The sequence below is a fragment of the Lysobacter sp. FW306-1B-D06B genome, assembly GCF_038446665.1.
Classification (GTDB): Bacteria; Pseudomonadota; Gammaproteobacteria; order Xanthomonadales; family Xanthomonadaceae; genus Lysobacter_J.
On the sequence record NZ_CP151802.1, the window covers coordinates 1,390,938 to 1,413,543 of the forward strand.

General features: G+C 68.7%; 29 protein-coding genes. 17 read left to right on the top strand and 12 right to left on the bottom strand.

The window, feature by feature from the left end; genetic code table 11:
- Nucleotides 1-16 precede the first annotated feature (16 nt).
- The 6 genes from AAFF32_RS06305 to AAFF32_RS06330 all read left to right on the top strand — a co-directional run bounded on the left by AAFF32_RS06305 (nucleotide 17) and on the right by AAFF32_RS06330 (nucleotide 4,697).
- Nucleotides 17-1,042, top strand: coding sequence for a glycoside hydrolase family 43 protein (locus tag AAFF32_RS06305; protein ID WP_342316834.1), 1,026 nt, complete (start codon nucleotides 17-19; stop codon nucleotides 1,040-1,042).
- Between the two features lie 7 nt (nucleotides 1,043-1,049).
- Nucleotides 1,050-1,844 (top strand): aldose epimerase, encoded by a 795-nt coding sequence (locus AAFF32_RS06310; protein WP_254200209.1) that lies wholly within the window; start codon nucleotides 1,050-1,052, stop codon nucleotides 1,842-1,844.
- A gap of 103 nt (nucleotides 1,845-1,947) precedes the next feature.
- Complete coding sequence (gene motA, locus AAFF32_RS06315) at nucleotides 1,948-2,802, top strand: flagellar motor stator protein MotA (RefSeq protein WP_216961006.1); 855 nt, start codon at nucleotides 1,948-1,950, stop codon at nucleotides 2,800-2,802.
- A 1-nt stretch (nucleotide 2,803) separates the two neighbouring features.
- Nucleotides 2,804-3,778: a flagellar motor protein MotB gene (gene motB, locus AAFF32_RS06320; RefSeq protein ID WP_216961001.1), complete on the top strand. Its 975-nt coding sequence runs from the start codon at nucleotides 2,804-2,806 to the stop codon at nucleotides 3,776-3,778.
- Between the two features lie 79 nt (nucleotides 3,779-3,857).
- Nucleotides 3,858-4,340, top strand: coding sequence for a hypothetical protein (locus AAFF32_RS06325; protein ID WP_342316835.1), 483 nt, complete (start codon nucleotides 3,858-3,860; stop codon nucleotides 4,338-4,340).
- A gap of 147 nt (nucleotides 4,341-4,487) precedes the next feature.
- Complete coding sequence (locus AAFF32_RS06330; RefSeq protein ID WP_216960996.1) at nucleotides 4,488-4,697, top strand: dodecin; 210 nt, start codon at nucleotides 4,488-4,490, stop codon at nucleotides 4,695-4,697.
- A 61-nt stretch (nucleotides 4,698-4,758) separates the two neighbouring features.
- On the opposite strand, the gene AAFF32_RS06335 is transcribed toward AAFF32_RS06330, so the two are convergent.
- Nucleotides 4,759-5,532 (bottom strand): response regulator transcription factor, encoded by a 774-nt coding sequence (locus tag AAFF32_RS06335; protein ID WP_216960994.1) that lies wholly within the window; start codon nucleotides 5,530-5,532, stop codon nucleotides 4,759-4,761.
- 311 nt (nucleotides 5,533-5,843) lie between these two features.
- Between AAFF32_RS06335 and AAFF32_RS06340 the strand changes: the two genes are divergently transcribed.
- From AAFF32_RS06340 to AAFF32_RS06370, 7 genes are all read left to right on the top strand, one after another.
- The gene (locus tag AAFF32_RS06340; RefSeq protein WP_216961910.1) at nucleotides 5,844-6,059 is read left to right on the top strand and encodes a hypothetical protein; all 216 of its coding nucleotides are present in this window, start codon (nucleotides 5,844-5,846) and stop codon (nucleotides 6,057-6,059) included.
- A 45-nt stretch (nucleotides 6,060-6,104) separates the two neighbouring features.
- Entirely contained in the window at nucleotides 6,105-6,659 is a 555-nt protein-coding gene (locus AAFF32_RS06345) for a DUF4166 domain-containing protein (protein ID WP_342316836.1), read from the top strand.
- A gap of 92 nt (nucleotides 6,660-6,751) precedes the next feature.
- Nucleotides 6,752-7,273, top strand: a complete 522-nt coding sequence (locus AAFF32_RS06350) for a lipocalin family protein (RefSeq protein ID WP_254200439.1) — start codon at nucleotides 6,752-6,754, stop codon at nucleotides 7,271-7,273.
- A gap of 76 nt (nucleotides 7,274-7,349) precedes the next feature.
- The gene (locus AAFF32_RS06355) at nucleotides 7,350-7,766 is read left to right on the top strand and encodes a hypothetical protein (protein WP_342316837.1); all 417 of its coding nucleotides are present in this window, start codon (nucleotides 7,350-7,352) and stop codon (nucleotides 7,764-7,766) included.
- 85 nt (nucleotides 7,767-7,851) lie between these two features.
- Nucleotides 7,852-8,262, top strand: coding sequence for a hypothetical protein (locus tag AAFF32_RS06360; RefSeq protein WP_216960983.1), 411 nt, complete (start codon nucleotides 7,852-7,854; stop codon nucleotides 8,260-8,262).
- A 114-nt stretch (nucleotides 8,263-8,376) separates the two neighbouring features.
- Nucleotides 8,377-9,282 (top strand): phosphogluconate dehydrogenase (NAD(+)-dependent, decarboxylating), encoded by a 906-nt coding sequence (gnd, locus tag AAFF32_RS06365; protein WP_342316838.1) that lies wholly within the window; start codon nucleotides 8,377-8,379, stop codon nucleotides 9,280-9,282.
- 104 nt (nucleotides 9,283-9,386) lie between these two features.
- Nucleotides 9,387-9,824, top strand: coding sequence for a hypothetical protein (locus AAFF32_RS06370; RefSeq protein ID WP_216960978.1), 438 nt, complete (start codon nucleotides 9,387-9,389; stop codon nucleotides 9,822-9,824).
- An 18-nt stretch (nucleotides 9,825-9,842) separates the two neighbouring features.
- On the opposite strand, the gene AAFF32_RS06375 is transcribed toward AAFF32_RS06370, so the two are convergent.
- On the bottom strand, nucleotides 9,843-10,538 hold the full coding sequence (locus AAFF32_RS06375; RefSeq protein ID WP_342316839.1) for a hypothetical protein: 696 nt from the start codon (nucleotides 10,536-10,538) through the stop codon (nucleotides 9,843-9,845).
- Between the two features lie 180 nt (nucleotides 10,539-10,718).
- Here AAFF32_RS06375 and AAFF32_RS06380 point away from each other — a divergent pair, with 180 nt between their 5' ends.
- Nucleotides 10,719-11,228, top strand: a complete 510-nt coding sequence (locus tag AAFF32_RS06380; RefSeq protein WP_216960972.1) for a DUF1993 domain-containing protein — start codon at nucleotides 10,719-10,721, stop codon at nucleotides 11,226-11,228.
- Nucleotides 11,229-11,328: 100 nt separating this feature from the next.
- A complete protein-coding gene (locus AAFF32_RS06385) occupies nucleotides 11,329-12,093 on the top strand; it encodes an N-acetylmuramoyl-L-alanine amidase (RefSeq protein WP_342316840.1) in 765 nt (254 codons plus the stop codon).
- Nucleotides 12,094-12,096: 3 nt separating this feature from the next.
- Here AAFF32_RS06385 and AAFF32_RS06390 read toward each other — a convergent pair whose 3' ends face one another.
- The gene (locus tag AAFF32_RS06390; protein ID WP_342316841.1) at nucleotides 12,097-13,377 is read right to left on the bottom strand and encodes an APC family permease; all 1,281 of its coding nucleotides are present in this window, start codon (nucleotides 13,375-13,377) and stop codon (nucleotides 12,097-12,099) included.
- Between the two features lie 135 nt (nucleotides 13,378-13,512).
- Nucleotides 13,513-14,046 (bottom strand): outer membrane beta-barrel protein, encoded by a 534-nt coding sequence (locus AAFF32_RS06395; RefSeq protein WP_342316842.1) that lies wholly within the window; start codon nucleotides 14,044-14,046, stop codon nucleotides 13,513-13,515.
- A 362-nt stretch (nucleotides 14,047-14,408) separates the two neighbouring features.
- Here AAFF32_RS06395 and AAFF32_RS06400 point away from each other — a divergent pair, with 362 nt between their 5' ends.
- Entirely contained in the window at nucleotides 14,409-14,732 is a 324-nt protein-coding gene (locus AAFF32_RS06400) for a hypothetical protein (RefSeq protein WP_342316843.1), read from the top strand.
- Between the two features lie 288 nt (nucleotides 14,733-15,020).
- Entirely contained in the window at nucleotides 15,021-15,785 is a 765-nt protein-coding gene (gene fnr, locus AAFF32_RS06405) for a fumarate/nitrate reduction transcriptional regulator Fnr (protein ID WP_216960957.1), read from the top strand.
- Nucleotides 15,786-15,828: 43 nt separating this feature from the next.
- Here fnr and AAFF32_RS06410 read toward each other — a convergent pair whose 3' ends face one another.
- Genes AAFF32_RS06410 through AAFF32_RS06445 form a run of 8 tightly spaced genes read right to left on the bottom strand, consistent with a single transcriptional unit; the run spans nucleotide 15,829 to nucleotide 22,606 of the window.
- Nucleotides 15,829-16,548, bottom strand: a complete 720-nt coding sequence (locus AAFF32_RS06410; RefSeq protein ID WP_342316844.1) for a sulfite exporter TauE/SafE family protein — start codon at nucleotides 16,546-16,548, stop codon at nucleotides 15,829-15,831.
- A complete protein-coding gene (ccoS, locus tag AAFF32_RS06415) occupies nucleotides 16,538-16,738 on the bottom strand; it encodes a cbb3-type cytochrome oxidase assembly protein CcoS (protein ID WP_216960951.1) in 201 nt (66 codons plus the stop codon). The genes AAFF32_RS06410 and ccoS overlap by 11 nt, the downstream gene beginning before the upstream one ends.
- The gene (locus AAFF32_RS06420) at nucleotides 16,735-19,143 is read right to left on the bottom strand and encodes a heavy metal translocating P-type ATPase (protein ID WP_342316845.1); all 2,409 of its coding nucleotides are present in this window, start codon (nucleotides 19,141-19,143) and stop codon (nucleotides 16,735-16,737) included. The genes ccoS and AAFF32_RS06420 overlap by 4 nt, the downstream gene beginning before the upstream one ends.
- A 2-nt stretch (nucleotides 19,144-19,145) precedes the next feature.
- Complete coding sequence (locus tag AAFF32_RS06425; protein ID WP_216960948.1) at nucleotides 19,146-19,655, bottom strand: FixH family protein; 510 nt, start codon at nucleotides 19,653-19,655, stop codon at nucleotides 19,146-19,148.
- Nucleotides 19,655-21,208 carry a 4Fe-4S dicluster domain-containing protein gene (locus AAFF32_RS06430; protein ID WP_342316846.1) on the bottom strand — a complete coding sequence of 518 codons (1,554 nt, stop codon included), beginning with the start codon at nucleotides 21,206-21,208 and terminating at the stop codon, nucleotides 19,655-19,657. The genes AAFF32_RS06425 and AAFF32_RS06430 overlap by 1 nt, the downstream gene beginning before the upstream one ends.
- Nucleotides 21,209-21,221: 13 nt before the next feature.
- Nucleotides 21,222-21,515, bottom strand: a complete 294-nt coding sequence (locus AAFF32_RS06435; RefSeq protein WP_216960942.1) for a hypothetical protein — start codon at nucleotides 21,513-21,515, stop codon at nucleotides 21,222-21,224.
- A gap of 21 nt (nucleotides 21,516-21,536) precedes the next feature.
- Nucleotides 21,537-22,469, bottom strand: coding sequence for a cytochrome-c oxidase, cbb3-type subunit III (gene ccoP / locus AAFF32_RS06440; protein WP_342316847.1), 933 nt, complete (start codon nucleotides 22,467-22,469; stop codon nucleotides 21,537-21,539).
- Nucleotides 22,466-22,606 carry a cbb3-type cytochrome c oxidase subunit 3 gene (locus tag AAFF32_RS06445; protein WP_342316849.1) on the bottom strand — a complete coding sequence of 47 codons (141 nt, stop codon included), beginning with the start codon at nucleotides 22,604-22,606 and terminating at the stop codon, nucleotides 22,466-22,468. The genes ccoP and AAFF32_RS06445 overlap by 4 nt, the downstream gene beginning before the upstream one ends.

The window sequence follows — 22,606 nt, forward strand, 5'->3', positions numbered from 1 at the left end:
CGCACCGGAGACCCCCATGTCCGACGCATCGCAGCAACCGGAAACCGACGACCTGCAGGCACTCGCCGCCAGGGCGATCTCGCAGCCGCTGGTCACGCACATCTACACGGCCGATCCGTCGGCGCACGTCTTCGAGGGCAAGCTGTACATCTACCCCTCGCACGACATCGACGCGGGCATTCCCTTCGACGACGACGGCTCGCACTTCGGCATGGAGGACTACCACGTCCTGCGCATGGATTCGCCCGATGGCATCGCGGTGGACTGCGGCGTCGCGCTGCACGTCAAGGACGTGAAGTGGGCGCAGCGGCAGATGTGGGCGCCCGATGCGGCGACGAAGGACGGCAGGTACTACCTGTACTTCCCGGCCAAGCGCGCCGACGGCGTCTTCCAGATCGGCGTGGCGGTGGGCGATCGGCCGGAAGGGCCGTTCGTGCCGGAGCTGGAGGCGATCGGCGGCAGTTACTCGATCGACCCGGCGGTGTTCACCGATGCCGACGGCGAAAGCTACATGTACTTCGGTGGCCTCTGGGGCGGGCAGTTGCAGAAGTACCGCGACAACGCCTACAACGCGACGCACGAGGAGCCGGGCGACTCCGAAGCCGCGCTCGGCCCGAAGGTCGCGCGCCTGAGCGCCGACATGAAGGAGTTCGCCGAGGCGCCGCGCGAAGTGCTCATCCTCGACGGGAACGGCGAGCCGCTGCGCGCCGGCGACCACGACCGCCGTTTCTTCGAGGCCTCGTGGTTGCACAAGTTCGGCGGCAAGTACTACTTCTCGTACTCCACCGGCAACACGCATTTCCTGTGCTATGCGACGGGCGACAGTCCGTACGGACCGTTCACCTATCAGGGCCGCATCCTGTCGCCGGTGGTGGGCTGGACCACGCATCACTCGATCGCGCAGTTCAACGGGCAGTGGTACCTGTTCTATCACGACTCCATTCTTTCCGGCGGCGTGACGCACCTGCGTTCGGTGAAGGTCGCTCCGCTGCATCACGAGGCCGACGGGCGCATCCGCACGATCGATCCCTATGGCGCCTGATGCGGCGATGGAACGACTTGCGCCGGGCCCGCTGATCACGCTGGCCCGAGGCGCGGTATCGGTGGACATCGCGCCGCAAGCGGGCGGGCGCATCGCGCAGATCCGCCTCGACGGTGTCGAACAGCTTGCCGGCTACCGCGACGACAACGCGGCGATGATCGCGTGGGGTTCGTACCCGATGGTGCCGTGGGCCGGGCGCGTGCGGCAGGGCGAATTCGCGTTCGAGGGCGAACCGCGCCGGCTCGCGATCAACCTGGGGCGACACGCGATCCACGGTGTCGGCTTCGCGCTGCCCTGGCGCGTGGATGCGCAATCGCAGCACCACGTCGAACTGTCGCTGGCGTTGCCGCAGGACGAACGCTGGCCGTTCGGCGGTATCTGCCGGCAGCGAATCGAAGTCGAAGAAGGCAGTGTGCGCATGACGCTGTCGGTAACCGCCGGTGCGCACGCCTTGCCGGCGGAACTGGGCTGGCATCCTTGGTTCCTCAAGCCGGAACGGCTGGAGTTCACGCCGAGCCAGTGGTATCCGCGCGACGCGGACGGCATGGCGACGCGTCCGCTCGCGCCACCTCCGCCGGGCCCGTGGGACGACTGCTTCCTCAACGACGCACCCGCGGTGCTGCATCGCGACGGTCGCCGCATCACGCTGACCTCCGACTGCGTGCACTGGGTCGTCTACGACATGCCCGAGCGCACGACCTGCGTGGAGCCGCAGAGCGGTCCGCCCGATGCGTTCAACCTGGAGCCGCGCACGCTGGCGCCGGGGCAGACGCTGGAGCGCTGGTTCCGCATTGCGTTCTGACGACTGAAGCCCTTCTCCCGCAAGCGGGAGAGGGGAGCATCAGTGCGGAACTCAATCCTCCGCGAACCGTGCCGTTAACCCTTCTGGGGTTTCGGGGCGTCCAATGTTCATCATCATCGGTTTCATCGTCGTGCTCGGCAGCGTGCTGGGCGGTTACGTGCTGGCGCACGGAAAGCTCGGTGCGCTGTGGCAGCCCTACGAACTGCTGATCATCGGCGGCGCAGCGTTCGGCGCGTTCCTGGTCGCCAATCCGATCAAGGTGGTGAAGGCCTGTGCCGCGGGCGTGCCGCGCCTGCTCAAGGGCACGCATTACAAGAAGAGCGACTACGTCGACATCCTCGCCATGCTCTACGACGTGCTGATGAAGGCGCGCCGCGAAGGCATGATGGGCATCGAGCGCGACGTCGACGATCCCGCCGCCAGCGAGTTGTTCGGGAAGTACCCGAAACTGCAGGCCGACAAACGCCTGATGGAATTCACCACCGACTGCCTGCGCCTGATGGTCAGCGGCAACTTCGAGCCGCACGAGCTCGAACAGGTGCTCGACATCGAGCTGGAAACGCACACCAAGGAAGCCAGCGAGCCGGCGCACGCGTTGCAGGTGCTGGCCGATTCGCTGCCGGGTTTCGGCATCGTCGCGGCGGTGCTGGGCATCGTGATCACGATGGCCTCCATCGGCGGCGAAGCGGCGGAGATCGGCAAGCACGTCGCCGGTGCCCTGGTCGGCACGTTCCTGGGCATCCTGCTGGGCTACGGTTTCGTCGGCCCGCTCGCGGCGGCGATGCAGCACCACGCGCACGAAGAAGCCAAGGCCTTCGAGATCATCAAGATGGCGCTGGTGTCGAGCCTGCGCGGCTATTCGCCGAGCGTGGCGGTGGAGTTCGCGCGCAAGCTGCTGTTCTCCGACACGCGCCCGGCCTTCGCCGACCTGGACGCGCACCTGCGCGCAAAGCGCTGACATGAGCGCCAAGCCGCGCCCGCTGGTCATCCTGCGACCCGTCAAGCGCGTGGCCGCGGGGCATCACGGCGGCGCGTGGAAGGTGGCCTACGCCGACTTCGTCACCGCGATGATGGCGTTCTTCCTGGTGATGTGGCTGGTCGGCATCGCCGACAAGCAGCAGCGCGCCGCGATTTCCGAGTACTTCAAGAATCCCAGCGCCGTCGTCGGCAAATCGCTCAAGCCTGCGCCGGGCGCCAACGGGCCGGGCGGCGCGGCCGATCGCCTGATTCCCACCACCAGCGTCGTCGCAGTCGCCGGCGGACACGGCGCCGAATTCGGCGCGCGCGAGCCGATGAAGCTGACGCCGCAGCAAGCCAAGGCGGCCGCACGCGCGGAGGAACAGCGCCGGCTGGACGCGCTCAAGCGCGCGCTGGAAGAGGCGGTGGAACGCAGCCAGGCGCTGGCGCCGTTCAAGGACCAGCTGATGATCGACCTGACGCCCGAGGGGCTGCGCATCCAGATCGTCGATCGCCAGAACCGGCCGATGTTCGACACCGCCAGCGCACGTCTGAAGGACTACGCGCACACGCTGCTGGGCGAGATGGGCGGACTGCTCAACGACGGCCACCATCGCATCGCGCTCAGCGGCCACACCGACGAGGTGCCGTTCCACCGCATCGGCGGCTACGGCAACTGGGAGCTGTCGGCCGAACGCGCCAACGCCGCGCGCCGCGCACTGGTGGAGGGCGGGCTGGAAGAAGGCCGCATCTCGCGCGTGGTCGGCCTGGCCGCGTCGGTGCCGTTCGACAAGACCCAGCCGAACGCGCCGATCAACCGCCGCATCAGCATCGTCGTGCTGAATCCCGAGGCCGAGAACGTGCCGCCGGCCGACAGCCTGCCGGGCACGGGCGCGCCGGCGCCGGGCGCCTTGCCCCAGGTCGCCCCGATCAGCGTTGCCCAGGCCTCGGCGTCCGAAGTTCACGGAAGCGGCTGATACCTCCTCCTTTGCACTGGACGGCGGAAACCCTTGCCGGTACGGTCGTGGACTTTCGACCAGGGCAAGGGGTAAGGGAATGCTCAAGACCGTCGTTTTCACGCTGGCGCTCGCGGTGTCCGCGACGCTTCCGATCGCGTCCGCCAACGATGTCCATCCGAACCTGGACGCCAACGCGATCCTCACCCAGCAGCACCAGATCCGCACCGAGGTCGAGCAGCGCAGCGGCCGCTACAAGGACCTTCCCGCGGCCGAGCGCGAATCCCTGCTGCGCGAGCAGGACAAGGTGTTCACCCTGCTGCGCGACCGTGCGGCCATCACCGACCTGCCCGAGTCGGACCGCATCGTCGTGTTCAATTCGCTGGAATCGATCTCGGCCATCGTCAATCGCGCGCCGGAAGAGAAGCTGGTCTGCGAGCGCACGCGCAAGGTCGGCAGCAACCGCACCGAGACCGTGTGCATGACGGCCGCCGAACGTGCCGCCCGCCGCGACGCCGCCTCCAAGATGGCCGACCGCAACGCCGCGTGCATGCGTTCCGGTGACAGCTGCGTGGGGTTCTGAGGGACGGTCATCCCCGCGCAGACGGGAATGACGGCTTCGTGGGGGCGTCTGGGGCGACCCCCAAACCGCAATCGCATCACATGGCCCGGGACGGGCAGGGGACTATGATCGGGCGGCATGCCCGACACCCCCACCGGAGACCCGACCATGAGCGAGCACGTCTACAAGCACCTGGAGCTGACCGGTTCGTCGAAGACCAGCACCGACGACGCGATCCGCAAGGCGATCGAACGCGCCTCGCAGACGGTGCGCAACATCAAGTGGTTCTGCGTGCAGGACGTGCGCGGCCACGTCGAGGATGGAAAGGTCGCGCACTGGCAGGTGACGATCAAGGTCGGCTTCACCCTCGACGAATGACGTGCCGATGCACGAAGGCCGCCCGCAGGCGGCCTTCGCGTCGCATCGCAATCAAGCCCCGTCAGTGCAGGCCGACCACCGCAGGCGGTGCCGCGAAGCGGTTCTGCGCGGCGACGGTCGGCGCGACCTCGTGCACTTCCGTGCCGGACAGATCGGCGATCTTGTAGCCAGCGGTCTGCATGGTGTGCAGCAGCGGGTTGTCGAACGGCCGGTCGATGCTCTTGCGCAGGTTGTAGAGGTGGCTGCGCAGCGTGTCCGAATCGGGCGACTCGCCCTTCCAGATCTCGCGCTCGATCTCCTGCCGCGACACCACGCGCGGCGATTCGCGCATCAGGATGCTCAGCAGCTGGAAGCCCGTCGGCGACAGGCGCAGTTCCAGCCCGGCGCGGTGCACGGTCATCGCTTCCGGGTCGAGCACCAGATCGGCCACACGCAGCGCACCGCCGCCCATGGCCTTGCGCCCACGGCGGATCAGCACCGCGATGCGCGCCTCCAGTTCCTGAATGGCGAAGGGCTTGGTCAGGTAGTCGTCCGCGCCGGCTTCCAGCCCGGTGACCTTGTCGTCGAGCGTGTCGCGCGCGGTGAGCATCAGCACCGGCGTGGAGCGGCGCTGCTCGGAACGGATGCGCCGGCACACGTCCAGGCCGTCCAGGCGCGGCAGCGTGCGGTCCAGGATGATCGCGTCGTAGGTGTTCTCGGCCGTCAGGCGCAGCGCGTCGGCGCCATCGCGTGCGAAATCGACTTCGTAGCCGCGGCCCTCTAGGAACTCGCCGACCATTTCCGCGATGGCCATGTGGTCTTCGACGATGAGGATGAGTCCGCCGTTGTTCTTCATGATGCCTCCGATAGGTGCGTGAAGGCTGCGAATCCGGCCGTGAAAACGACGTGAGCGGTGGCTGTATGCGATGGATGGAGGCTCGCGGTGTCGCGGCCGGCCCCGTTGCTCCCGGAAAGGCTCGATCGTCATTCCCGCCTTCGCGGGAATGACGGACTGTTTTTTCGCCACTGCGCGATCGATCGCCTGACCGAGCCCCGTCGTCGCCCGAGCCTTGAATCCCATTCAATACAGCCTTGCCGAACCGTCGCTTTTTCAAGGCATGCCCGCGCACTAACGTGGACGCACATCGAACGACAGGGAGTCTTGCCATGAACCTCTATTCCGGATTGCTGTTCCTGCACGGCCATGTTGCCGACGCCGACCTGGCGCGCTCGCTGGCCGGCGTCGAAGAGCCGGTGCCGCGCAAGGAAGAACGCGACACCGCGCGCGTGGAATGCGGTGACGGCCCGCGCCGTCGCTCCAGTTTCCACAACCATGCGGTGTCGTTCGTCTGCGGCACCACGGCGCTGTCGCCATTCCGTTGAACCCGGCCGCAAGGCACACTGGCGCCCTCACGGGGAGGGCGCCGGATGCATGCGGTCGAACGCTGGTTCGCGGACGGTTTTCAACGACTGCATCCGCGACTGCGCGAACTGCACCGCCACGGCGGTGAGCTGGAAGGCCTGATCCGCATCGAGTACGGACGCGCCGCCGCCGGTTGGCTGGGGCGACGCATCGCACGCCGCATGGGCCTGCCGCCGGGACGCGATACCGCACGTCTGCGCGTGCGAATCGCCTCGGATGCGGACGTGCTGCACTGGCACCGCGTCTTCGACGACGCAGACGAAATGCCATCGACCTTCGTGCCCGTCGGCGGCTGGCCGTCGGGCTACTGGCGCGAAACGCTCGGCCCGATGCAACTGGCGCTGGCCGTGGAAACGAAGGACGGCGGATGGCAATGGCGCCCGTGCGCGGCCTGGTGGAACGGCATGCGCGTGCCGCTGGCGCTGCTGCCGCGCGTCGCGGCGGGAAAACGCATCGATCCGGGTGAAGGCTACGTGTTCGATGTGCGCGTCACGCTGCCGGGGTTGGGCTTGCTGTTCGCGTATTCGGGTCGGTTGAAGTCGCGTTCACTCACGCATTGACCGCTCACGCCAAAACGACGCAGGCGCGGTGAACCTGCGGGTCCACGCAACGAGGACCCGCCATGCCGCGATTTCCGATCACTGCCTTGCCGATGCTCGCGCTGCTGGCGGCATTCGTGCTGCCGTGTCGCGCGCAGGAACAGGTGAACGCGCCGGTCGCGCAGCTCGACCTGCAGCGTTACAGCGGGCAGTGGCACGAGATCGCACACCTGCCGATGTTCTTCCAGCGCCAGTGCGTGGGGGACATCACCGCGACCTACACGCCCAACGCGGACGGCACGGTCGGCGTGCGCAATGCCTGCCGCACCGAGGACGGCACGACCGATGTGTCAGAAGGCATCGCCCGGCCGGTGGAGGGCAAGCCCGGCGCGCTGGAGGTGCGCTTCGCGCCGGAGTGGCTGGCCTGGCTGCCGATGGTCTGGGCGGACTACTGGGTGGTGGACCTGGACCCCGAGTACCGCTGGGCGGTGGTCGGCGGCCCGGACCGGGAGTACCTGTGGATCCTCTCGCGCACGCCGGAGATGAACCGTGCGCTGTTCCAGCGGCTCAAGGCCAGCGCGGCCATGAAAGGCTATAACCTGAGGGAACTGAAGGTCATGGCGCCGCTGCGCTGACCGGTGCGGCCATCGCCTCCGCATCGGCGACGCGATCGGCCTAGAATGCGCGCCCAGGGAGCGTTCGAACCGAGTCATGTCACGTAATTCCAAGGCCAAGCGCACAGCGCGCATCAAGAAGGAGCCCGGCCGGCCCATCCGCCGCCTGGGCGGAGCGCTGCAGCCGCACGCGCAGTTGCTCGATGCCGACGACGCATCCATCGGCGGCGTGGCCTGGCGCGACGGCGAGTGGCTGCTGGTCCTGGGTGGACAGATCGCAGCACGCAGCGACAGCGCCGCGATGGCATTGGCGATGCTCAAGCACGTCGTCGCCCTGCAGGCACGCACGGGGCGCGAACTCCGCCTGGAAGCCTCGCCGCCGCTGCTGCACGCCGCGGGTCGCGAGGCTGCGGCGGCCGGACAGACGCTGGAGGAGTACCTGGCGGCACTGGAGCAGGAGCGCCTGGAGCGCGATTCGCTGGCGCCGATGCAGACGCCGTCCCTGCCGCATTGAACGCGTCCGCAGCTCCGTAACGCGCGTGGCCGAGGCCGCGCGTTCGCCGCGTTGATCCGGACACCGGACCCAACGGAGCGGTGACATGCGCATCCCGACCCTCGGCATCGCGTTGCTGACCTGCCTGGCCGCCGCCTCCGCATCGGCGCAGGACCTGCGGCCGGAGTCGCTGAAGCAATACGGCGGAACGTTCTCGCCGGCCTGCGGCGACCCGTCCGCGCCGCGCGTGCGCATCGCCGCCGACGGACTGGAGATCGCCCACGGCGCACGCAAGCTGCGCACGCGCGTGACCATGGACTCCTACACCAGCTTCGGCGCCGCCCCGACCTCGCCGGTGCCGGAGGGCTACCGCGTCGAATTCATCGGCGACGACTTTTCGCTCTACGTGTTCGAAGACGCCAAGGGGCAGTTCGTCCCGCTGCAGGACTACGTGCCGGCCGCGGCGCCCGTGGTCGGCGCGCAGGCGATGAAGGCGCGATTCGGACGCTGCCCGTAGCGCCGCGCGGCATTCACATCGCCTTCGCGCGCCTGCATCGAGGGATGAAGTGCGCGCGCGCATGGGCCATCCTGTCGGCCTCGCGGCGGCCCCACCGCCGGAATCGGAGGCGACATGGAACTGGGCATGATCGGACTGGGCCGCATGGGCGCGAACATGGCGCAGCGGCTCGTGCAACATGGGCATCGTGTGGTCGGATTCGACCCGGGCGTGCAGGCGCGCGAACGCGCCGCGCAGGCGGGCATCGAACCGGTGGAGTCGCTCGCCGCGATGATCGATGCGCTCGCCGCGCCGCGCGCGGTGTGGATGATGGTGCCGGCGGGCGATCCGGTGGATCGCACCATCGCCGATCTGCTATCGCAGCTCGCGCCGGGCGATGCGCTCATCGACGGCGGCAACTCGTTCTACAAGGACACACTGCGCCGTTCGTCGATGCTGGCCGAACACGGCATCGCCTACATCGACTGCGGCACCAGCGGCGGCGTGTGGGGATTGAGCGAAGGCTACAGCCTGATGATCGGTGGCGAAGAAACCGCGGTGGAACGCCTGCGCCCGCTGTTCGAAGCGCTGGCTCCGGCGCCGGATCGCGGCTGGGGACGCGTCGGGCCGAGCGGAGCGGGTCACTTCACCAAGATGGTTCACAACGGCATCGAGTACGGAATGATGCAGGCCTACGCCGAAGGATTCGCGATCATGCAGAAGCGCACGGACTTCGCGCTCGACCTGGCGCAGATCGCGCAGATCTGGCGCCACGGCAGCGTCGTGCGTTCCTGGTTGCTGGACCTGAGCGCGAATGCGCTGGAACGCAACCCCACGCTGGACGGTATCGCGCCCTTCGTGGCCGATTCGGGCGAGGGGCGCTGGACGGTGGCCGAGGCGATCGAACTGGACGTATCGGCCCCTGTGATCACGTTGTCGCTGCTGGAGCGGTTGCGTTCGCGCGAGGACGATTCCTTCGCCGACAAGCTGCTCGCGGCGATGCGCGGGGAATTCGGCGGGCACGCGATCCGCAAGGAGTGATCGCGCGCTACGCCGGGCTCCGTCCGTCGGCGTGCGCCATGCCGCAGCGCCGCATGGCCCTACGCTTTCGCCGGACCCTCACGCCATACGACCGGAGATCGACCATGAGCACCGCCATTTCGTCCCCGCGCCCCGTGACGTACTGGATCGTCGCCGCCCTGGCGCTGCTGTGGAACCTGCTGGGCGTGCTGATGTTCTGCATGCAACTGGCGGCGACGCCGGGGCAGATCGCGATGATGCCGCCGGAGCAGCGCCTCATCCTCGAATCGACGCCGTCCTGGTTGCAGGCCGCTTACGGCGTGGCGGTGTTCGGCGGCGTGCTCGGCGCGATCGGGCTGCTGATGAGCAGGCGCTGGGCGGCGACCTTCTTCCTGTTGTCGCTGCTGGGTCTGATCGTGCAGATCGTCGGCACGTTCACGGTGACGCCTGCATGGGCCGCGCTTGGACCGGCGGGGCTGATCATGCCGATCCTGCTGTTGCTGATCGCGCTGTTCCTGCTGTCGTACGCGCGACGTGCCGCGGCGCGCGGCTGGCTGCGCTGAGCGATCGCGCGCTTGCCGTCAGGGTGCGCCGGGTGACGTGCCCGGCGTGCCGCGCAGTGCGCGTGCCTGCGCACGCATGCGCTCGGTGAGGTCCGGGCTGGCGATGCAGCCCGCATCGGTGTACGCGTCGATGGCCCGTGCGTGCGCCGTGCGGTACTGGGCGGATGCACGTGCGAACACCGCGCGCTGTTTCGCCGCACTCAGCGCCCGCGCAAGTCCGGCGCAGCGCAGGCCCTGCGCGTAGGCGCTCGCGCCATCGGTGCGGATGACGAACACCTGCGGCTGCGATGGCAGGTACGACACCTGGAACTCCACACCGGGCTGCGGAAACAGGTAGCCCTCGCCCGGCGCGGGGTGAAGTGGCAACGAAAAGCCGTCGAAGCGCGCTTCGACCGTGCTGCCGTTGACGGCGCGGATCAGCGCGTCGTAGCGCTTCACGGGCTGGCCGTTCATGCGACTGCGGGTGTCGTGCACGGCCACGATGGTGCCGGTGCCGTGCTCGCCGTGCGCGTCCAGCAGCCGCCCCAGCAGGCGTTGACCGAAGAACATGTTGCCGAACGCGAAGGCCACGATCAGCACCGCGACCGCACTCCACGCCGCAGTCCGCCGCTTCTTCGCGATCACGATGGCCGGCAGCGCCAGGCCCATCATCACCATCATCACCGCGATCTTGTGCGCCACGGCGAAGTGCAGCGCGACGATCAGTGCATCCATGTCGGTCCCCCCGGGCCGGCTCGGTTGGTCGACAGCATAGGGCAAGGGTGCCGAGGGGAATCGCGCACTGCGTCCGGTTCCGCATTGGCCCGCGTGCGGGACGGCGCTTCCCTCCGCGCCGGACTAATCGAGCGCAATGCATGGCGGTAGGCTGGACGCCCCCCTACAGGAACTGCGCGCATGGCGATTTCCACCCATCAGATCATCGTCCCCACCGTGCAACGCGCGCTGCGCAACCTGCGCCATGTGCTGGAAGTCGGGCAGGCGCACGCGCGCCAGAAAGGCATCGCCGACGACGCATTGCTGCAATCGCGCCTGATCGACGACATGGCGCCGCTGGTGCGCAACGTGCAGATGGCCACCGATACCGCGAAGAACGGCATCGCGCGCATGGCCGGCGTGGAAGCGCTGAAGTTCGAAGACGACGAGACGAGCTTCGAGCAGCTGTATGCGCGCATCGAGCGTGCGATCGACTACATCGGCACGTTCACCGCCGAACAGGTCGATGCCGGCGAGACGCGCACCATCACGCTCAGCACGCGCAGCGGAGGCGATCGTCATTTCGAAGGCGCGGCCTACCTGAGCGAGTTCATGCTTCCGAACTTCTTCTTCCACTGCACCACCTCCTACGCGATCCTGCGCAAGGCCGGCGTGCCGCTGGGCAAGACGGATTTCCTCTGGCCCAAGTGAGCGCCCGAACACTGCGCGCGATGCGGTGTGGAACAATGCGAAGCGTCGCGAAGCTCCGGCACGGTGCCGGCGCGATGTCCGCCGGCAAGGGAAGCTCCGCATGAAGGCCCATCGCATCGCCGTTGTCTGCACCGTCGCGCTCACGCTCGTCGCCTGCGCCACGACGCCCGCGCCCGAGCGCAATCCGCTGGCGGCGTGGCGTCCTTCGCCCAACCACAACCCGCGCAGCGCGCAGATGATCGTGCTGCACCAGACCGAAATGGAGAGCGCGGAAGCGGCGTTGCTGACCTTGCAGACGCGCAACTCGGGCGGACGCGTGAGTGCGCACTACCTCATCGGCGACGACGGTCGGCTGTACCAGCTCGTCGCCGAACGCGAGCGCGCGTGGCATGCGGGCGCCTCGCGCTGGGGCGGCGTGGCCGACCTCAATTCCGGTTCGATCGGCATCGAGCTGGACAACGACGGCGTCGAGCCCTTCAGCGATGCGCAGATCGCCGCGCTGTTGCGGCTGCTCGATGACATCACCGGTCGACTGGATATCCCGCGCCACCTGGTGATCGGTCACGGCGACATCGCGCCGACACGCAAGCGCGATCCCAGCGCGCTGTTTCCCTGGCAGCGGCTCGCGCAGGCCGGGTACGGTCTGTGGCCGCGCGCGAATTCGGCACCGGCGCCGATCGGTTTCGATCCGTGGGCGGCGATGCGTCTGGTTGGCTACGACCTGCGCGATCCGGAAGCCGCGCTGCGCGCCTTCCATCGCCACTATCGCGGCAACGAGGAAGGGCAGTGGCTGCCGGGCGATGCGGAAATCCTGTTCGACCTGCAAGTCCAGCTGATGCAGATGCCGGACACGCCGGCGCCGTGAGGATCAGCGGCGCAGCCGGTAGATGACCGCGCCGATCACCAGCGCGATCGCCGCCGCGATGAGGTTGGCGACCTGCGCGCTGGCGAGCAGCCCGATGCTCAGTGCGATCGCCGCCAGCGGAATCAGTGGCCCACCCGGCAGACGCAGCGCGCCGTCGCGGTCGCCGTGGCGGTGACGCAGCACGAGCACTGAACCTGCAGTGCCCAGGTACGTGCACAGGCGCGAGACCACCGACAGCAGGGCCAGCTGCACGAACGAGCCCGACAGCGCCAGCGCCAGCGAAATCACGCCGATCAGCACGATCGCCGTCACCGGCGTGCGGAAGCGCGGGTGGATCGCGCCGAGCCAGCGCGGCCCGTAACCGTCCTGCGCAAGCGCGAGCAGGTAACGCGGCGCCATCAGCACGGTGTTGCTGCTCGTGCCCAGGATCGAGATGCTCGCGCCCACCGTCATCAGCAACGCCAGGCCTTCGCCGCTGAAGCGCGAGGCGGCCTCGGCCAGCGGTGTGGACGATCCGGCCAGCCCGGGCAGCGTGCCCAGCGCGACCCACTGCACGCTCACGTAGACCAGCGTGACGGTGGCGATCATCGTCAGCAGGGCGAACGGAACGTCGCGGCGCGGATTGCGGTATTCGCCGGCAGCCGCGGGCAGGTTCTCGAAACCGGCGTAGGCGAACAGCAACAGCAGCGCCGCTTCGCCCAGGGAACGCACCGACAGCGGTGCGCCTGCCGGTGCGGCGAGTGAGGCGTCCACGTGGAAGGCGCCGATCGCGACGAACAACACCAGCGGCACGAGCTTTCCGATCGCCAGGAGTACGCCGGCATTCGCCGCCGCGCGCACGCCGATTATGTTGATCGCCACCAACAGGCCGAGCGAGCCGGCGACGATCGATACGCGTGCCCAGCCCGTGTCGGCCGCCGGCCAGAAATGCGTGACTGCTTCGGCCAGGCCATTGGCGAGCGCGGCGGCGGTGGCGATGCGCGTCAGCAACAGCATCCAGCCGACTTCGAACCCCACGAACGGGCCGAACGCCTCGCGTGCATACAGGTAGCCGCCGCCGGGGCCGTCGAAATAGCTCGCCGCCTGCGCGTAGCACAGCACCAGCAGGCTCACCGCGAAGCCGGCGAGCAGCACGGCCCACAGGCTTGCCGGCCCGAGCAGTGCCGCCGCGGCGGCGGGCAGGAGGTAGATGCCGCTGCCGATGACGTCGTTGATCGAGAGGCCGACGATCTGCCATCGACTGACGGCGCGCAGCGTGCCGGGCGACGTGTCTGACTGCTCCAAGGGCGTTCCCGTGGTCGGCCAGTGCCGAGAGTGCCCGTCCCGCGGCGCCGGCGCCAGTCTCCCTTGCAACCTCGATCAGCAAAAAGGCCGCCGGTTCTCACCGGCGGCCTTGGTCGTATGCAGACGCGTCCTGACTCAGAAGTCGTAACGGACCTGCAACTGGGCCAGGTCCAGATCGGTGTCTTCGATCTGGAAGCGGCTGTACTCGCCGCGCAGTGCGACGTGGTCGGTGAAGCGGTACTGCACGCCCAGGCCGTAGGTCGGATCGGTGCCGCTGTCGTCGCTATTGCCGACGACGGACGGAATCGCCGTGTCCAGGTCCCAGCGCTGGATGCCCGCCTTGGCGTAGGCGGAGAACTTGTCGGTGATCGGCAACGTGCCGACGGCGGTCAGGTAGACCGAGCTGGCTTCCAGCTCCGGGCCCGCGCCGCGCGGCTCGAGCTTGCCGAAATCGGCGTAGCCGCCCTCGAGTCCGAAATAGCGGTTGAACTGATAACCGCCGAAGACCGAGAACGCGGTGTCTTCATCGTCGTAGGCACCTTCGTCCACGAAGGACTGGCCCACGCCTGCACCGGCGTAAAAGCCCTTGTCGGCGGCCTGCGCGCCAAAGGCGGCGGCGCTGGCGATGACGGCGACGAGGGCAGTGGACAGCAGCTTGTTCTTCTTCATTGCGAATGGACTCCTGCATCGGGGCGCCGCGAAGGGGGGAGGGAGCGGCGGTTCCGTGCGACGGGCCCTGGCGGAATGCCTGGACGGCCGTCGCTGCACGGAGGAGATGGGAGTTCCATGCGCGGAACAAAGGCCGGAATCGGGGGATGCTCTGTCCCGCGACTGGAACTTTCCGGCGCGGGACGTGCGTGGGCGCGATCGCGCGGTGCGGCTTTACCCAATCTGGCGCTTGGCGTGAAGGCGCGTCGCGTGGTGATGCGCGCTCCTAAGATCGAACGCCGTGCCGCGCGGGGAGCGTCGTGCGCGTGGCAAGCAACTCCCGCCCGATGCGGGGCCCACATCATCAAACAGGGAAGGCACTCATGAAGACATGCATGCTGGCGTTGGCCGTATTGGCAAGCCTGTGCGCGACGCCCGCCATGGCGCGCGAATCCACCGCCGCGACGGCGCCTGCGCGGGAGCAGGCGAAGCCGCAGGAAAGCCAGGTCGCCAAGGCCGACGAAGAGCGCCTGATCTGCGAGCGCGTGAAATCCACCGGCAGCCACAAGGTCGAACGCGTGTGCAAGACCGCCAAGCAACGCGCTGAAGAACGCGAGAGCGCGAAGACGCGGGCCGGCCAGCAGGCGACCGATCGCATGATGCAGACGCGCAGCATCTGCGCGAGCCCGCAGTGCGCAGGCCAGTGACGCCATTGGCCGCATTCCCGTCATAAGCAGAATTCGCAGCGCACGGGGTTAAGCGCGCGTGCATGGCCGGACTCCGGGCGCGCTGGCATTCATCCGGCCGGGCGCACAGTCGGGTCGCGGTCGGCACCGATGTTCGGTGGCGTCCGGCGAGCCCCGCGAGAGGGCGGAACCTTCGGGTGTGTGGCGCGAAAGGCGGCTTCGGCCGCCTTTCGCTTTTCAGGGCGATCGACGGCCAAAGTCCGGGTTGGAGCGCGGCCCCGGCGTTGCGCATGCGACAATACGGCCACCATGAACGAAGCCTCCGCCCTTGATCTGGCCCGCCTGCGCCGCAGTTGCTCGCAGTGTTCGCTGCAGCAGCTCTGCCTTCCGGCGGGCATCACCGGGCCGGAACTGGAGCGCCTGGACGACATCGTCCGCCGCCGTCGCGCCATCGGCCGCGGCGAGCGCTTGTTCCGCATCGGCGATCCGCTTGCTTCGGTGTACGTGGCACGCGACGGTGCGTTCAAGACGGTCAGCGTGACGGAGGACGGTGAGGAGCAGGTGCTGGGCTTCCACTTGCCGGGCGAACTGATCGGCCTGGATGCGTTGGGCGGCGGCGCGCACCGATGCGAGGCGATCGCACTGGGCGAGGCCAACGTGTGCGAAGTGCCGTTCGACCAGCTCACCGAGATCGCGGCGCAACTGCCCGGCCTGCAGCAGCAGCTGCTGCGCGTGATCGGCCACAGCCTCAACCGCGATCACGACCACATGGGCATGCTGGTGCGGCGGCAGGCGAACGAGCGCATCGCGTTGTTCCTGCATGGCCTGACCGAGCGTTTCCGCCAGATCGGACAGTCGCCGACCGCATTCAAGTTGCCGATGAGCCGCGAGGATGTGGCGCGTTATCTCGGCCTCGCGCTGGAAACCGTCAGCCGCGGTTTCACGCGTTTGCAGGAAGACGAAGTGATCCTGGTGCACGGCCGGCGCGTGGAGATTCTCGACGTCGAAGAGCTGACGCGCCTTGCGCACGGTGCCGAAGCGGACAACGCATCGCGCGCGCGTCGCGCACGCTGAGCCCGCTCTCTCAGGCGATCCCGTCGGTACTTCCCTGTCGGCATCACGCCGACGGCGTGACACAGCCCAGCGCGGAAAGCACCGCGTGCAGTTCCGGCACCTGCATCAGCCACGGGGCCGACAGCGTGAGCAGCCCTGCGGCCATCACCAGCGCTGCGCCGGCATTGCGCCATCGCGTCTGCAACCAGCGTCCCAGGCGCGCGCCACTCCAGGTCAGCGGCAGCATCACCGGCAGCGTGCCCAGGCCGAACGCCGCCATCGTCAGCGCACCGCCGAGCGCACTGGCCTGCAACCATGCGGCCGCGAGCAGCGTCGTGCTCAGCCCGCACGGCAGCCAGCCCCACAGCACCGCCAGGCCCAGACGCTTCGCGCGCGAGTCCGCAGGCAACAGACGCGCCTGAAGCGGCTGCAACCAGCGCCACATCCGCGCGCCGGGACGCCCCAGCGAGGTGAAGCGACCGTGGCGGTCGAACAAACGCAGCGCGACGATCACCAGCACCAGCCCGACCAGCATGCGCAGTGCGGTGGCCAGACCGTCCAGCCGCGCCACGCCGACGATGCCGTGGCCCAGGCCACCGGCGATTGCCCCGGCGATGATGTAGCCGCCGACACGTCCCAGGTTCGCTTCGATCGCCGGTGCGACCGACCGTTGCGCCGTTGCGGAAAAGCCCGTGGCGATGCCGCCGCACATCGCGGCGCAATGCGCGCCGCCCAGCAGTCCGCTGAGCGAGGCCGCGCCTAGCGTCAGCCAGTCAATCGTCATGACGTGGCGGGTCGTCGTTCGGGATGGCGCGCTCGGGCGCGCGCATGGGCAGCGGGTCGTCGCGCAGGATGTCGATGGCCGGTGTGTCCAGGTCGTCGAACTGTCCGCGCCGCACGGCCCAGACGAAGGCGCCGATGGCGATGCCCAGCAGCACCAGGCTGATCGGAACGAGCAGGAGCAGGATGTTCATGCGGACCTCCGCGTGTCGTCGGCGTCGCGCCGGCTCAACCGCAATGCATTGAGCGTCACCAGCAGCGAGGATGCGGCCATGCCGACCGCCGCGATCCACGGCGTGACGTGGCCGGTCGCGGCCAGGGGGATCGCGAGGATGTTGTAACCCAGTGCCCAGGCCAGGTTCTGGCGGACGATGCGTTGCGTCCGTCGCGCCAGCACGATCGCCTGCGGAACGCGCAACAACGAGGGGCTGGTGATGACGAAGTCCGCCGCCCGCTGCGCCAGCGCGGCGCCTTCGGCCATCGCGAGCGAGACGTCGGCGCCTGCCAGCACGGGTGCGTCGTTGAGCCCGTCGCCGACCATCGCCACGATCTCGCCGCGTGCCTGCGCCGTCCGCACCTGCGCCAGTTTCTGTTCGGGCGTCTGGCGCGCATGGAACGTTTCGATGCCGACCTGAAGTGCGAAGCGCGCGACCGCGCCGTCCGCGTCGCCGCTGCAAAGCTCGACGGCGAGTCCCGCGCGATGCAGGGCCGTGATCGCGGCGCGGGCATCCTCGCGCATGGTTTCGCGCACCGTCATCCGCGCGAACGCGCGCGTGCCGTCGCCGAGCCAGAGCGCTCCGTCGTCCACGCCTGACGCGGCGAACTCGGCGCGGCCCAGCCGCCAACGCACGCCGTCGATGTCGCCTTCGACCCCTTGGCCGGCGACGCTGGTGACGTGCCGTGCGGCGAGGTCGGTCTCCACATGCGCGAATGCCTGGGCCAGCGGATGCGCGCTGCCGTGTTCCAGCGCGGCCGCGATGGCCAGTGCCCGCGCCTGGTCCATGTCGACGAAGACGGCGACGCGGTCGAGTTCGGGACGGCCGTTGCTCAGCGTGCCGGTCTTGTCGAGCATGACGCGATCGATTCGCGCGAGCGTGGACAGCGCATCGCCACGCAAGCCGAGCACGCCCATGCGCGCGAGCGCGCCGTGGGCAGTGGTCAGCGCGGTGGGGATCGCCAGCGAAAGCGCGCAGGGGCAGCTCACCACCAGCAGCGCCAACGTGACTTCCAGTGCGCGCGCTGGATCGTGCACGCGCCACCACGCGTACGTAGCGGTGGCGCACAGCAGCAGGGCGATGACGAAGCCGCCCGCCACGCGTTCGGCGACGCGCGCCAGCTGTGGCCGCGCGGACTGCGCCTGCTCGACCAGCCGCGTGAGCTGCGACAGCCAGGTGTCCGCGCCGGTGCGCGTCACGCGCACTCGCGCGGATTGCTCGCGGCAGACGCTGCCGGCCAGCGCCGCGTCGCCGGGCTCGCGTCGCACGGGCGTGGATTCGCCGGTGATCAGCGCCTCGTCGAAGGACGCGGCGCGATCCAGAAGCACGCCATCGGCCGGCACGGCTTCGCCGGCGGCCACGCGCAGCACGTCGCCGACCACGAGTTCGCCCAGCGGAATCTGTTCCGGCGCGCCGTCGCCCCGCTCGCGCAGCGCCAGCGCAGGGCGCGCACGCGCGAGCGCATCGACCTGCGCGCTGGCGATGCCGCGCGCGCGCTGCTCGAACATGCGTGCCACCAGCAACAACAGCACGAACATCACCGCCGCGTCGTACCAGACATGCACGCCGCCGCGCAGGGTTTCGACCAGGCTGGCGAAGTAGGCGAGCAGGGTGGAGCCGGCGATCAGCGTGTCCATGCCGATGCGACGGCCGCGCAGTTCGCGCCACATGCCTTCCAGGAACGGCCAGCCGGAATAGAACACGACCGGCGTGGAGACGAGGAAGGTGATCCAGCGGAAGAAGTCACGCGTCGCCGCAGGCATCTGCTGGGCGCTGTCGAGGTAGAGCGCTTCGGCGAACATCATCGCCTGTATCGCGCCCAGGCCTGCCACGCCCAGTCGCATCAGCCAACGCCGGCGTTCGATGCGCTGGGCCTGCTCGCGTGCGTCGCCGGTCGCCAGCCAGGGGCGATAACCGAGCGCGGCGAGGCGCTGCATCAACGTGGAGAGCGCGGTGCGCTGCGGATCCCACGCCACCGTGATGCGACCGGTCACCGCGTTCGCACCCGCATCGAGCACGCCGGGCAGGCGCCGCAGCGCGCGATCGATCAGCCACGCGCACGCGGCGCAGCGCATGGCGTCGGTGAGCACGGTGATCTCGCGTCCGCCGGGCACGGTGCGACTGTGTTCGGCGAGCACGACATCGCGGTCCCACGCGCTGAAGTCCGTCGCCTCGGCCTGCACGCGTCCGGCGGGCGAGGTGCGCAATTGGTAGTAATCGCCCAGCGCGGCATCGCGAATCCACGACGCCGCCGCGGCGCAACCGCTGCAACAGAAGGCGCGGCCGTCGGCGCGTACCGCGTCGGGCGGCAGCGACTCGCCACAGTGCTGGCAACCGCCGGCTTCGGCGGCGCGCGTGTCCCGCAGGGGCAGCGCCGCGTCCATCGTCATTCGCCGGCGAGCGCCGGCGCCAGGTGCGCGGCCTGCTGGCCGGCGACGAGGCGGCCGTGCAGACGCCACTGCCGGTCGTTCGGGGTGAGTTGCAGGAGCCAGTCGTGGTCGAGCGGGAGGTCCACGTCCGCGTGCCAGCCCAGCTCGCTGGGCCGGAGTTCGAGCGTGCGGTCTTGTGTGGCCTGGCTCGGGTGCGACAGCGCGAGGGTCAGCGGCACATCGCGCGGCACCTGGCCGTCGCCGAAACCACCGTCCACGGGCAGCAGCTCGACGCCACGGCGATCCACGCGCAGCACCGCGGAGAGTTTCATCTCCCGCGCGCGCTCGTCGGGGCCGAGTTCGGTCGTCTGGATCTGCGCGGTGCGCTGCACGGTGTCGATGACGGCGTCGTCGCCGCCGCTGCGCAGCGCGATCACGACCAGCCCGACGCCGGCCACCACGGCCAGGATCGGCAGTCCGATCACCAGCCACATCACGGGATTGCGGGTGCGTCCGCGCTGTTCCATCACATCGGTCCGAAGAAGTTGGATTCCACGTTGGCGCTGGCCGCGCCGTCCGTACGCTCGACATGGAAGGTGACCGGCTGCTTGCCGTGTACGTCCTTCGGTGCCGACAGTACCAGAGGCAGGTTGAGCACTTCCTCGGCGGCGGCGTCGATGGTCTGTTCGCCGCCCGCCAGCGTGATGCCGGCCTGGCCCTGCGCGCGGATGCGGAAGCTTCGCGGCTCCATGTCCTTGTTGATCAGCTTGAGCGTGTAGGTGTTCTCGATGCGCTGGTCAGCCGTCTCGCGGTAAAGCGCGTTGCGGTCGCGCAGCACCTCCGCGATGAGCGGACTGCGATGGCCGACGCCCCACGCCCAGGCCACGCACAACGCGGCCAGCAGCGTGCCATAGACGAGCACGCGCGGACGCGCCACGCGCGTGGGCTTGCCGTCGATGGCGTTCTGCGTGGAGTAGCGGATCAGGCCCTTGGGGTAGCCCATCTTGTCCATCACCGAATCGCAGGCGTCGATGCACGCGCCGCAGGCGATGCACTCGTACTGCAGGCCATTGCGGATGTCGATGCCGGTGGGGCAGACCTGCACGCAGATCGTGCAGTCGATGCAGTCGCCCAGTTGTTCGGGCGCGAATTTCGGCAGCGGTTCGGCGGTGAGGCCGACGTCGGTGACGGCGGTGGTGCCGGCGGCCTCGAGCGCGACGGCGTTGCCCTGGCGCGCGGCTCGGAACACGTAGTTGTAGGCGGTGGCGACATCGAGCAGGCCGCGCGCGCGTTCGAGCACGCTGCCCAGGCCGCGCTTGCGCGGGCCGCGCGGTTCGCCGCGCATCGGGTCGTAGGCGATGATCAGGGTGTTGCGGTCGAACATCGCGCTCTGGAAGCGCGCATACGGGCACATGTACTTGCAGACCTGCTCGCGCAGGAAGCCGGCGTTGCCCCAGGTCGCCAGCGCATAGAACAACACCCAGAACGTTTCCCAGCCACCCCAGCCCGGTGCCTGCCCGAACAACGGCACGCGTGCGGCCAGGTCGGTGATCGGCGTGAAGAAGCCGACGAAGGTGAAGCCGGTCCACAGCGCGAACACCAGCCAGAGCAGATGCTTGGCACCCTTGCGCAAGACCTTCGTGCCGTTCCAGGGGCCGGCGTCGAGCTTCATGCGCGCGTTGCGATCGCCTTCGGTCCAGCGCTCCATCCACAGGAACACTTCCGTCCACACCGTCTGCGGGCAGGCGAAGCCGCACCACAGGCGGCCGGCCAACGCGGTGAAGAAGAACAGCGTCAGGCCGGCGATGATCAGCAGCACCGAGAGCAGGAAGAAATCCTGCGGCCAGAAGTTCAGCCCGAACACGTAGAACTTGCGCGCCGGCAGGTCGAAAAGCACCGCCTGACGTCCGTCCCAGCGCAGCCAGGGGAACACGTAGAACATGCCCAGCAACACCACGACCGCGACATTTCGCCAGGTCTGGAACACACCGCTCACGCTGCGCGGGTAGATCTTGCGCTCGCTGACGTACAGCGCGCTGCCGGTGTCTTCGACAAGGTCGATCGTGATTTTCTTGCTCATTGCAGGTCCGGTACTACTCCGGCCGAAGCGGCCGGTTGAAACGACTGGCCGGGCGCAGCAGCACCCAGGTGAATGCGCTGGAGGCGGCGGTGGCCACCCAGAACATGAAAAAGCCCAGGCTGTACCCGAGCGTGCGCGTCATCGGCAGGTGGGGGAACGTCATGTCGCGCAGTGCGAGCGGGTCGACGAAGGCGAAGAACACCATCGTCGCCACGCAGGCGGCAAAGAAGCTTGGCCAAAGGATCGCCCCGAGCCGCTGCGAGAGCGGTCGGGGCGGGTGGTCGAATCGCGGTTCCTGCACGGTCATGGCGTGCCCCTCATGGGGTGGTCACTTCGCGGCGGTAATGGGAGGCTTGGTCGGGTGGGACAGCGACCAGACATAGGCCGCGGCCAGGCGTGCGCGGGTCTCGCCGAGCGTCTGGCGCCATGCGGGCATCACGCCGTGACGGCCGTTGCTGATCGTCTGGCGCAGGCTGTCGCTGCTGTTGCCGTACAGCCAGTAGTCGTCGGTGAGATCCGGCGCGCCCATGGCGGTGTTGCCCTTGCCGTCGACGCCGTGACAGGCGATGCACACGCCCTCGTAGAGCGACTTGCCCTGAGCAGCCATGTAGTTGTTCTGCATGCTGTCCGGATCCGACAGCGTGCGCACGTAGGCCGCCACGTAGTCCACCGCGTTGTCGCCGCCCATGCCGGTCAGCACCTTGCCCCATTCGGGCATCACGCCTTCGCGGCCGTCGAGCACCGAATGCAGCACGTCGTCGGGCGTGCCGCCCCAGTGCCAGACCTGGTCGGTCAGGTTGGGATAGCCGATGGCACCCTGCGCGGTCGAACCATGGCAGGTGGCGCAGGTGTTGTTGAAGATGGAGCGGCCCAGCGCCACGGCCTTGGGATCATGCGCGATGACGTCGATCGACTTGCCTGCGTACGGCGCGAAGGCGGCTTCGAGCTTGGCGTCGTCGCGTGCCTTGTCGGCCGCCTGCTCCTTGGCGGAGCTCCACCTGCTCACGCCTGCATACGCGCCCAGGCCCGGGAAGTAGATGAGATAGCCGATGGCGAAGACGATGGTGATGTAGAACAGGTTGATCCACCACCGCGGCATCGGTTTGTTGTACTCGGTGAGGGTGCCGTCCCACACATGGCTGGTGTCGGTGGGGGCGGGATCGCCCGGCCGGCGCTTGCCGGTCCACCAGATCAGCCACACGCAACCCAGAATATTGATCGCGACCAGCGCGATCACGAACCACGACCAGCCGGCGCTCATTGCGGCATCTCCTTACTTTCATCGAGCGGCAGTCGCGCCGCCGCTTCGAATTCTTTCTTTCGTCTCGGGCTCCACACCCAGATCCAGCCGGCCACGAACAGCACCAGCAGCACGGTTGTCACGATTCCGGACAGCAT

Coding starts and splice junctions, on each gene's coding strand:
- AAFF32_RS06305 (WP_342316834.1), top strand. CDS start 17: ATGTCCGACGCATCGCAGCAACCGGAAACCGACGACCTGCAGGCACTC.
- AAFF32_RS06310 (WP_254200209.1), top strand. CDS start 1,050: ATGGAACGACTTGCGCCGGGCCCGCTGATCACGCTGGCCCGAGGCGCG.
- motA (WP_216961006.1), top strand. CDS start 1,948: ATGTTCATCATCATCGGTTTCATCGTCGTGCTCGGCAGCGTGCTGGGC.
- motB (WP_216961001.1), top strand. CDS start 2,804: ATGAGCGCCAAGCCGCGCCCGCTGGTCATCCTGCGACCCGTCAAGCGC.
- AAFF32_RS06325 (WP_342316835.1), top strand. CDS start 3,858: ATGCTCAAGACCGTCGTTTTCACGCTGGCGCTCGCGGTGTCCGCGACG.
- AAFF32_RS06330 (WP_216960996.1), top strand. CDS start 4,488: ATGAGCGAGCACGTCTACAAGCACCTGGAGCTGACCGGTTCGTCGAAG.
- AAFF32_RS06335 (WP_216960994.1), bottom strand. CDS start 5,532: ATGAAGAACAACGGCGGACTCATCCTCATCGTCGAAGACCACATGGCC.
- AAFF32_RS06340 (WP_216961910.1), top strand. CDS start 5,844: ATGAACCTCTATTCCGGATTGCTGTTCCTGCACGGCCATGTTGCCGAC.
- AAFF32_RS06345 (WP_342316836.1), top strand. CDS start 6,105: ATGCATGCGGTCGAACGCTGGTTCGCGGACGGTTTTCAACGACTGCAT.
- AAFF32_RS06350 (WP_254200439.1), top strand. CDS start 6,752: ATGCTCGCGCTGCTGGCGGCATTCGTGCTGCCGTGTCGCGCGCAGGAA.
- AAFF32_RS06355 (WP_342316837.1), top strand. CDS start 7,350: ATGTCACGTAATTCCAAGGCCAAGCGCACAGCGCGCATCAAGAAGGAG.
- AAFF32_RS06360 (WP_216960983.1), top strand. CDS start 7,852: ATGCGCATCCCGACCCTCGGCATCGCGTTGCTGACCTGCCTGGCCGCC.
- gnd (WP_342316838.1), top strand. CDS start 8,377: ATGGAACTGGGCATGATCGGACTGGGCCGCATGGGCGCGAACATGGCG.
- AAFF32_RS06370 (WP_216960978.1), top strand. CDS start 9,387: ATGAGCACCGCCATTTCGTCCCCGCGCCCCGTGACGTACTGGATCGTC.
- AAFF32_RS06375 (WP_342316839.1), bottom strand. CDS start 10,538: ATGGATGCACTGATCGTCGCGCTGCACTTCGCCGTGGCGCACAAGATC.
- AAFF32_RS06380 (WP_216960972.1), top strand. CDS start 10,719: ATGGCGATTTCCACCCATCAGATCATCGTCCCCACCGTGCAACGCGCG.
- AAFF32_RS06385 (WP_342316840.1), top strand. CDS start 11,329: ATGAAGGCCCATCGCATCGCCGTTGTCTGCACCGTCGCGCTCACGCTC.
- AAFF32_RS06395 (WP_342316842.1), bottom strand. CDS start 14,046: ATGAAGAAGAACAAGCTGCTGTCCACTGCCCTCGTCGCCGTCATCGCC.
- AAFF32_RS06400 (WP_342316843.1), top strand. CDS start 14,409: ATGAAGACATGCATGCTGGCGTTGGCCGTATTGGCAAGCCTGTGCGCG.
- fnr (WP_216960957.1), top strand. CDS start 15,021: ATGAACGAAGCCTCCGCCCTTGATCTGGCCCGCCTGCGCCGCAGTTGC.
- AAFF32_RS06410 (WP_342316844.1), bottom strand. CDS start 16,548: ATGACGATTGACTGGCTGACGCTAGGCGCGGCCTCGCTCAGCGGACTG.
- ccoS (WP_216960951.1), bottom strand. CDS start 16,738: ATGAACATCCTGCTCCTGCTCGTTCCGATCAGCCTGGTGCTGCTGGGC.
- AAFF32_RS06420 (WP_342316845.1), bottom strand. CDS start 19,143: ATGGACGCGGCGCTGCCCCTGCGGGACACGCGCGCCGCCGAAGCCGGC.
- AAFF32_RS06425 (WP_216960948.1), bottom strand. CDS start 19,655: ATGGAACAGCGCGGACGCACCCGCAATCCCGTGATGTGGCTGGTGATC.
- AAFF32_RS06430 (WP_342316846.1), bottom strand. CDS start 21,208: ATGAGCAAGAAAATCACGATCGACCTTGTCGAAGACACCGGCAGCGCG.
- AAFF32_RS06435 (WP_216960942.1), bottom strand. CDS start 21,515: ATGACCGTGCAGGAACCGCGATTCGACCACCCGCCCCGACCGCTCTCG.
- ccoP (WP_342316847.1), bottom strand. CDS start 22,469: ATGAGCGCCGGCTGGTCGTGGTTCGTGATCGCGCTGGTCGCGATCAAT.
- AAFF32_RS06445 (WP_342316849.1), bottom strand. CDS start 22,606: ATGCTGTCCGGAATCGTGACAACCGTGCTGCTGGTGCTGTTCGTGGCC.